The sequence below is a fragment of the Caballeronia sp. BR00000012568055 genome (genome assembly GCF_029439455.1).
Taxonomy (GTDB): Bacteria; Pseudomonadota; Gammaproteobacteria; order Burkholderiales; family Burkholderiaceae; genus Caballeronia.
In genome coordinates, this window is the sequence record NZ_JAQFVG010000034.1 from 1 (window position 1) to 8,140 (window position 8,140).

Here is an 8,140-nt window from a genome sequence, read left to right on the forward strand (position 1 = left end):
AAAGACATCTGAGTAAAGCGCTGCATGCCCTGCCAAAACCCCGTCTCCCACCTCCGCTCCATCGCGTAATACTGCCGCCGCTTCTGCAAATGCGTGGCGAATACCTCGTCGATAGCAGCCGCATAGCGCGTCAAAGCCTGCTCATCGCCATCGAACGTATTGCTCAGGGCGTTCGCGGCATGCAGTCCGCCCATCAGCGCCGACGTAATGCCCGATGACGACAGCGGATCGAGACTGGCCGCTGCATCGCCAACCGCGAGCCAGCGGTCGCCTACCTTGTGATCGAGCGCGCCCACAGAGGCATCGCGCACGACGCTTTCGCCTTCGATCGACAGCCGATGCAACGCCAGCCACGTACCGATATGCAGCGAGTCATCGGCTTCCTGCATCAGCAGATCAGTGCGCTGCATACGCGTGAAACTCGATGGCAGCGTATCCGTGATCCACCACACGACCGCTTTCGAAGGCGACAGCGGCGCGGCATACAACCAGCCACCCGGACGCGATTCGACGATGGTTTCGATACGCATCGGCACATCCGCAGGCACCTTGAAAATCGCGCCGAGCGAAATCAGCCTGCACGCGGATTCGCGCCGCGCGCCGAGCCGTTGTGCGATGCGTGCACCGCGCCCCGTTGCATCGATCAAAGCGCGAGCACGCACGAACGTTTCTTCGCCCTGACACTCGATACGCAACCGATACCCATCGTCATCACGCATTACGTCGAGCACTTGCCCGTCGAGCACGCACGTATCGAGATCAAGCAGGCGCGCATGCAACGCATCGATCAGCCGCTCATGCGCGATCAGATGCCCGCCCCCGTGCGGGTTCTGCATCGCGGTGCGCTCTCTGAGCCGCACTTCACCCCAACATGATCGATGCGTCACACACGCGCCGTGCCCCTCCGCGCTCAACGCCTCGCCAACACCCAGCTTCGACAACACGATCGCCGTAGTACCCGGCACCGTCTCACCCCATCGCGCAGATGAAAGATCAGTACGCCCAATCATCATCACGCGATACCCCTGCTGACGCAACGCGATGGCGCTGGCGTAGCCGGCCGGTCCACGGCCGGCTACCACCGCATCGAAGCCGATGAGATCGCTCGCCATCAGTGCGCCGCGCCTTGTCCGCGAATGCGCCGGCGCGGGAACACGTTGCGCGGCGCGGGAGCGCGTGCAAGCGTATGGCGCACGCCGATTGCTTCGTTCAGATCGGGCATCGGACAACCCTTTTTGATCCAGTCGATAGCAATCTGCCGATGCGTCAGCCCGCCGCTATTCGCCGCGATCTCGTTGAAGACCACGCCCATCGGACTCGCCGACGACAACAGTTGCGTGACGAACGGGCTCGCATCTGCATCGCCCTTGGTGATCCAGCCGTTCTCCGCACTCGACAGCGCCTGCATGAATGCGCGGATACTCGCGGGCCGCTCGTCACGCGTGCTTTCGGCGATCAGCTCGAACCACTTCGCCACGGTCCAATCAACCGTTTTATTGTCTGGCGTCGTGCCTTTCAGCGAATGCCCTGCGTGACCCGGCGCGCCGACCTGCCGCAACTGCAAGGTTTCGATCGTCTCCGCCATCAGCACGGCCGGATGCACGGGCGGCTGCGGTTTCGCATCGCCAGGTTGCGGACAGCCCGCGACCGCCCATTCCTGCCAAAGTGATAGTTCGTTATCCGTAAAGACTTTGAACATCGGACCATTGAAGCCGGTCAGCCTGAAGAAGCTGCTTTGTTCGGGCGAGCCTTTCACAAAGAAGCCGCCTTCGACCAGCGCTTTCATAAATCCCGGCGGATCTTCGAACCAGTCGTTCACCTTGTTGCAGCCGAGTCGCTTGTCATCGTGATTGAGCGATGCATAAGGCTTCTTGAGCGTGATAATGTCCGCGATCTTCTGCCCGATCGATTCAGGCTTGGCCAATTGCGCCTGCATATCCGATCCCAGCGTACCGATATTGCCGAACGCAATCCAGCCGTTCCAGATACGCCGCCATGCTTCCTGCATCGCTTCTTCGCCACCGCTGCGGCTGATTCCATCGAGATAAAGCTTGACGGCTTGCTTGGCCATCGCGCCGTGCCCGGACGCCGCGTTATCGATACCCACATGCAGCTTGTAGAAATGCGGATCGAATCCGTAGTACTCCAACAATTGAATGATCGGCTTGAGACTCACGACCGTCCATTCGAGCTGTAGCGTAAAGCCGAGCAATTCCGGGTAAAACGATTGCGGGAACTGCGCGAGCGCGAGTTCCATCACGCTCACGGTAAAGGCTGAATCGAGGAAACGCGTGTCGTCGGCGTAGGACGTCGAACGCGGATCGGGCAGATAAATGCCTGATTGCCGCAGCAAATCCGTATAAAGATTGCAATGACTCATGCCGACGTTGCCATCGCCCACTTCGTCTTTCCAGACGCCGAACAGCAGCGCACCGACTTCATCGATAGGACCGGGCGCGGCGATCGAATGCAGCCATGCGCCATCGTTCTGATTGAACGGCGCCATCTGCAAGATGCGATACAACACCGCTTCACGCGTGCTGAAGACTTCGTCGGTGGCGGGATCGTAGTTCGTGTTCGCTTCGACGAGTTCGTTGTAGATCTGATCGAGCCGCGCGTCGAAAGCCTCTTCGGTATAGCGGAAAAAACGGTCGGTATCGGGAAAATCGTCTTCGGCCTGCATGGCCCAGGCCTGCGCGAGAAAGCGCTGCGCCATGCGTTTGGCATTTGGTAAGAACTCCGGATGATCGTCGATGTTCGACAGATACGCATACGCCTGCCGCACATCCATGCCGAGATACGGATCGCGCTCCGTTTCGACGAACACGCGCTCGCCGTTCGGTGCACGCTTCGATACGATAAAACCGAGTTGGCTCCACAGCTCGACCATCGCCGTATCGCCGGGGTGATTCGGGTCGCAATGCGCGGGATATTCGACCAGACCGCGATCCCACGCCACGCGTTTGGCCAGCCTGTCCGCGAGCTTTTCGCCGACGCTGCCTGAGGTCTGCGCGCCCTTCGGTAACGCACGAATCTCCGCAAGCGCGCTCTCATATTCGGCTTCGTTCACCACGTCGTCGGGACGCGCGATCGGCCACCATGCCGTGTTGCACTCGTAGAAGTCGGCCTGCCACGGACACGCCATATACTGGACGATGCCACCCGGCGGAATATCCGCACGCAAGCGGAAAGGCTCGCTATAAAGCGATTTATCCTCGGAAACATAGGTCATTTCGATTCCGGGATAGAATGCCGCGCCCACGCACGGCAGCAAGGCCGCACGCGTCAGATACGCGGGTTGTTCCTCCACGGGCAGATCGCTCACGAGACGCGGCGCAGGCCCGATACGCGGATCGACATCTGGCCAGTCGGCCTTGAACTCGCCCTTTGCCCAGCGCTTCAGAATCTCGTATTGCGATGGACGAATGCGCTGCCATTGCGTGGAATCGCCATCGGCGGGACCGTTGTTGTCGCCCGCGAGCGTCGGCATAAAGCCATAGTTGGCTTGCGCCGTGGCTTCCTTGCTGCCGTACTCGAAGTTAGGATCACGGATTATTTTGAAAACCGTGTTGCGCGCATTCTTGAATTCGGGCGCATTGCTGCATAGCGCGGTGAACTTCTTCAGATCGAAAAAATCGCCCGGTTTTCCAGGACCGTGACCACGAAAGGCAAGCGCGTTGACCCACGCGTAATCGACGATACGCCGCAAAATCGGATACACATCGCGCGTAAAGGAAATCTCCGCAGGCACGGCATCCGCGCCGTACCACGCGTACTCCATCACGTCGTAGAGCGAAACGAGGTTCTCCATCTCGGGCGTGTACTTCGGCGGCACGCACAGCACGCGCGACGGTGCAGCGGTGAACTCGCGGCCGTCGCCCAGGCGCACCACGGCGTTGACGGGACCATCGGAGGTATCGTCGTGCCAGTTATCGTTATTCGCGTAGTTGGTGATGAGCGTGCCCGCCGGCACGCTAGCCGAGTGACCGAAGCCGCCAAGCACGATCAGACGGCCATCTTCATCGGTGCGCAGTTCGCCCAGTTGAACGTTTGCGCCCTGGAACTGCCCATTGTCGAATCGATACGGCGCGCCGCTTTTCTGGCGGCCCGAGGTGCTGCGCGGACCGGGATCGATATTGAGCGACTTGCGATCCGCCACGTTCTTGTTGCGCGGAATGTCTTTCGCGTTCATGCGCCCGTGGAACTCGAACCACGACGCTTTGGTATTGGCCAGATGCACGGTCCAGTCGATCTGCGCGTCATCGGCAGTCAGTTCGCCGAGCACCGCGCCGTTTTTATCGACGCCATAAACGCGGAAACGCGCACCCTGACGCTTGACGCGGCCATCTTTATCCTTAAAACCGCCAGCGGGATTCGGATCGAGCCGCACCGATTCCGGGCCGATATAAAACTCGTCCGGACTATTGCCGAGCCGCGCAATTCCAATAGAAGGCGCGATGATTACACCAGCTACTTTCGTCAAATCCACGATGGTCTCCGTGCGGGGGTTCGGTGTGAATGCAATATTTTTATCTTTGAATCTGGACAACTAATTATTCTTTTTGGAAACGAACGCTTCCATCGATCGCGACTAGTGGATCGGTCAAACTTCTAGGCCGCTTTCAATTTGAAGGGCTGTCTAAGAGTTCGATATTATTTTTGAGACAGTGGCATTGGCTTGCATGGTAGGAGTGCATCCTATTTAAGCCAAGATGGGGTAAACGTTAGACAAATAGTGGAATTAATTTAATGCCTTAAAGCAGATATTTTATTTATCTTAGAGACGCTAATTAAAAAGCCCGCTGTGAACTGAAGCGGGCCTTTTACTCTGCATGTCCATTCCGATACCATTTCGGATGAAACTGCCTCACCATCTCACCATCCGTCCTTAGCGCATGACATCCATCGAGCTGAAATGGCTGCTTATCTCCGCTCGAATTGATCTCTTCACTCATGGTTTGAAACGCCGCCGTTGCGACCGCACCGATGAGTTCGGTCAGATGCGTACACCCTTGCGTCTTGCCAAAGCGCTCACGGATCTCACGCATGAAACCTGCGCCGAGTTTCATGCCCTTTAAGCTTTCATACTTCGGCGTGACAGCATCGCAATAGCCGCTGTAGGGGATCACGACTGATTCCGCATGTGCATCGCGAATCACGAAATCGGTGCCGATGGTGATACGCAGAATCATCTCGTGCACGGGATCGCCCGCTTTCACATTGACGCCGTGAGACGAGCGATCGTAGGACTTCGTATCGCGCAGATGACCTTCGATATCGTAAAGGCCATCTGCGCGTCGATATCCTTGCAGCGTAATCTGCCGCTTATGCAGCGGCACGCGATCCATCGTCACAGCGCGCCTGCGAGTTCCGGCACGACCGTGAACAGGTCGCCGACTAAACCGTAATCAGCGACGCTGAAGATCGGTGCTTCGGGGTCTTTATTAATTGCGACGATGATCTTGCTGTCTTTCATCCCGGCGAGATGCTGAATTGCGCCTGAAATGCCGACTGCAACGTAGAGTTGTGGCGCGACGATCTTGCCCGTCTGACCGACTTGGTAATCGTTCGGCACGTAGCCCGCATCGACTGCCGCGCGCGATGCGCCGAGCGCTGCATTGAGCCTGTCCGCTAGCGGTTCGAGCGTTTGCGTGTAGTTCTCACCGCTTCCCAGGCCACGTCCGCCTGAGACGATGATCTTTGCGCTCGTCAGTTCAGGGCGATCCAGCTTGGTTACTTCGCGGCTGATGAATTGCGTTAGACCTGTATCTGCCGCGGCGTCGATTGTCTCTATTGATGCGCTCCCGCCTTCCGAAGCAACCGGATCAAAACCCGTCGCGCGCACAGTGACGACTTTGATCGGATCGCCGGACTGCACGGTTGCTATCGCATTGCCTGCATAGATCGGGCGCTCGAATGTGTCGGCGCTAACTACAGCCGTGATATCGCTAATTTGCGCGACGTCGAGATGCGCGGCGATTCGCGGCGCAACGTTCTTGCCATAAGCCGTCGCGGGAAAAAAGATATGCGAATAATCCTTAGCGATATTCAGCACCGTCGCTTCGACATTTTCCGCTAAGCCTTCGGCGAGTTGAGGCGCATCGGCTAACAAAACTTTAGTCACGCCTTCGATTTTCGCGGCCGCATCCGCAGCGCTTTGTGCATTCGAACCGGCGACTAACACATGAATATCGCCACCGACTTTAGCCGCCGCAGCAACCGTATTCAACGTCGCCGCTTTGATCGACGCGTTATCGTGTTCTGCCATTACCAGAATCGTCATGTTCAAATCACCTTCGCTTCGTTCTTTAGTTTCTCGACCAGCGTTTTCACATCGGGCACGGTGATACCGGCGCTACGCTTAGGCGGCTCGACGACTTTGAGCGTCTTCAAACGCGGCGTAACGTCAACGCCCAAATCAGCAGGCTTAACCGTCGTCAAAGGCTTTTTCTTTGCCTTCATGATGTTAGGCAGCGTCACATAACGCGGCTCATTCAAGCGCAGATCAGTGGTCACGACTGCAGGCAAGCTCAAAGAAAGCGTTTCCGCGCCGCCATCCACTTCGCGCGACACGGTGGCTTTACCGTCGGCAATCACGACTTTCGATGCAAACGTCGCTTGCGGCAAACCCGCTAAGGCAGCAAGCATTTGTCCCGTTTGATTCGAGTCATCGTCGATAGCTTGCTTGCCTAAGATAATCAGCTCCGGCTTCTCCTGATCGACTATAGCCTTAAGCAGCTTAGCGACGGCCAAAGGCTGCAAGTCCTCGGACGACTCTACTAAAACCGCACGATCCGCACCAATTGCCAGCGCAGTACGCAACGTCTCCTGACATTGCGTCACACCGCACGACACCGCGATCACTTCCGTAGCAATACCCGCTTCCTTCAGACGCACTGCTTCCTCAACCGCAATCTCATCGAACGGATTCATCGACATCTTCACGTTGGCGATATCCACGCCCGTGTTATCCGACTTCACGCGCACCTTTACGTTGTAATCGACTACGCGTTTAACAGGTACAAGAATCTTCAATGACGTCTCCCATTTAAGCTTAAGCAGCCAGAATTCTTTTGGCGCGATCGACGATCGGTTTATCGACCAGCTTCCCATCCACGGAAATTGCGCCGCGCGGGTTCGTTTCCAATGCGGCCAGCACGCGCGTGGCCCACCCGCGTTCCGCATCGCTCGGGGCGAAACCGGCGTTGACGGCATCGACCTGTTTCGGATGGATGCACAGCTTGCCGCCGAAGCCGAAGCGACGCGCATCGAGCACATCGGCGGCGATGATCTCCGCATCGCTGGTGGAAAGCGTCACGCCGTCGATCGGTGGCGGCAGTCCCGCATAGCGCGATTCGATCACGAATTGCGAGCGCACATAATCCAGTTCGCGTGTTGTTCCGTCGATACCCGCATCGACACTGAAATCGAACGAGCCGAACGCAAGCCGCGAGACACCCTTGCACTGCGCCACATCACGCATACGCACCACGCCCGCCACGCTTTCGATCAGCGTAATCAGTTCGATATCCTGACCACATCGCGCGATCACATCGGCGATATGCACGGTGTCTTCCGACTTCGGCAACATCACGCGACGCACGCCTGCTGCTCGCAGCATCGCTACATCTTCTTCATGCCAGGGCGTGCCAAATGCGTTCACGCGGACTACTACACGTTCAGGCGCGTTCTCCTGCAAAAGCCAGCGGGAAAGCCCCGCCCGCGCATCCACTTTCGCATCAATACCCACGGCATCTTCCAGATCGATCACGACCTGATGCGCATTCGTCGCAAGCGCCTTGGCGAAACGTTCGGGACGATCGCCCGGAACGAACAGATAACTGCGCTCGATCATGCGGATTCCTTATAAACGCTACGCTCCCGTCCATCCTCGCTGGAAGGTTTCGGAATAGCTGAAGCGGTCAGCGGGATGAATGCTGATCGCCGCTTCGACGATCTCCCCGCGTTTGTTGAAATAGCGGCGCGCAAGCCACAATGCAGGCGTGCGCGGCTTCGCATCGATAATCTTCGCGATATGCGGCGGCAAAGCGACAGCGCGAATTTCCTGCTGCACCTGCGCGATCTGCTCGCCGAATTGCCGTTCGATCAGCGCATAGATCGGCGTATGCGGCGCATCTTC

Annotated in this window: 7 protein-coding genes; all 7 read right to left on the reverse strand. The window is 57.8% G+C overall.

The annotated features are described in order from the left end of the window. Nucleotides 1-1,112, reverse strand: a 1,112-nt coding sequence (locus P7F28_RS03210) for an NAD(P)/FAD-dependent oxidoreductase (RefSeq protein ID WP_277182998.1), incomplete at its 3' end; no start/stop codon positions are given. Beyond that, entirely contained in the window at nucleotides 1,112-4,489 is a 3,378-nt protein-coding gene (locus P7F28_RS03215; protein ID WP_277182999.1) for a LodA/GoxA family CTQ-dependent oxidase, read from the reverse strand. The genes P7F28_RS03215 and P7F28_RS03210, both read right to left, overlap by 1 nt. Before the next feature lie 334 nt (nucleotides 4,490-4,823). Further along, nucleotides 4,824-5,348: a DUF2889 domain-containing protein gene (locus P7F28_RS03220; RefSeq protein ID WP_277183000.1), complete on the reverse strand. Its 525-nt coding sequence runs from the start codon at nucleotides 5,346-5,348 to the stop codon at nucleotides 4,824-4,826. Between the two features lie 2 nt (nucleotides 5,349-5,350). Beyond that, nucleotides 5,351-6,283: an electron transfer flavoprotein subunit alpha/FixB family protein gene (locus P7F28_RS03225; protein ID WP_277183001.1), complete on the reverse strand. Its 933-nt coding sequence runs from the start codon at nucleotides 6,281-6,283 to the stop codon at nucleotides 5,351-5,353. A 2-nt stretch (nucleotides 6,284-6,285) separates the two neighbouring features. Continuing rightward, a complete protein-coding gene (locus tag P7F28_RS03230; protein WP_277183002.1) occupies nucleotides 6,286-7,035 on the reverse strand; it encodes an electron transfer flavoprotein subunit beta/FixA family protein in 750 nt (249 codons plus the stop codon). Nucleotides 7,036-7,054: 19 nt separating this feature from the next. After that, a complete protein-coding gene (locus P7F28_RS03235; protein WP_277183003.1) occupies nucleotides 7,055-7,855 on the reverse strand; it encodes a CoA ester lyase in 801 nt (266 codons plus the stop codon). 18 nt (nucleotides 7,856-7,873) lie between these two features. Further along, a partial coding sequence (locus P7F28_RS03240) for a UTRA domain-containing protein (protein WP_277183004.1) occupies nucleotides 7,874-8,140 on the reverse strand: 267 nt, incomplete at its 5' end.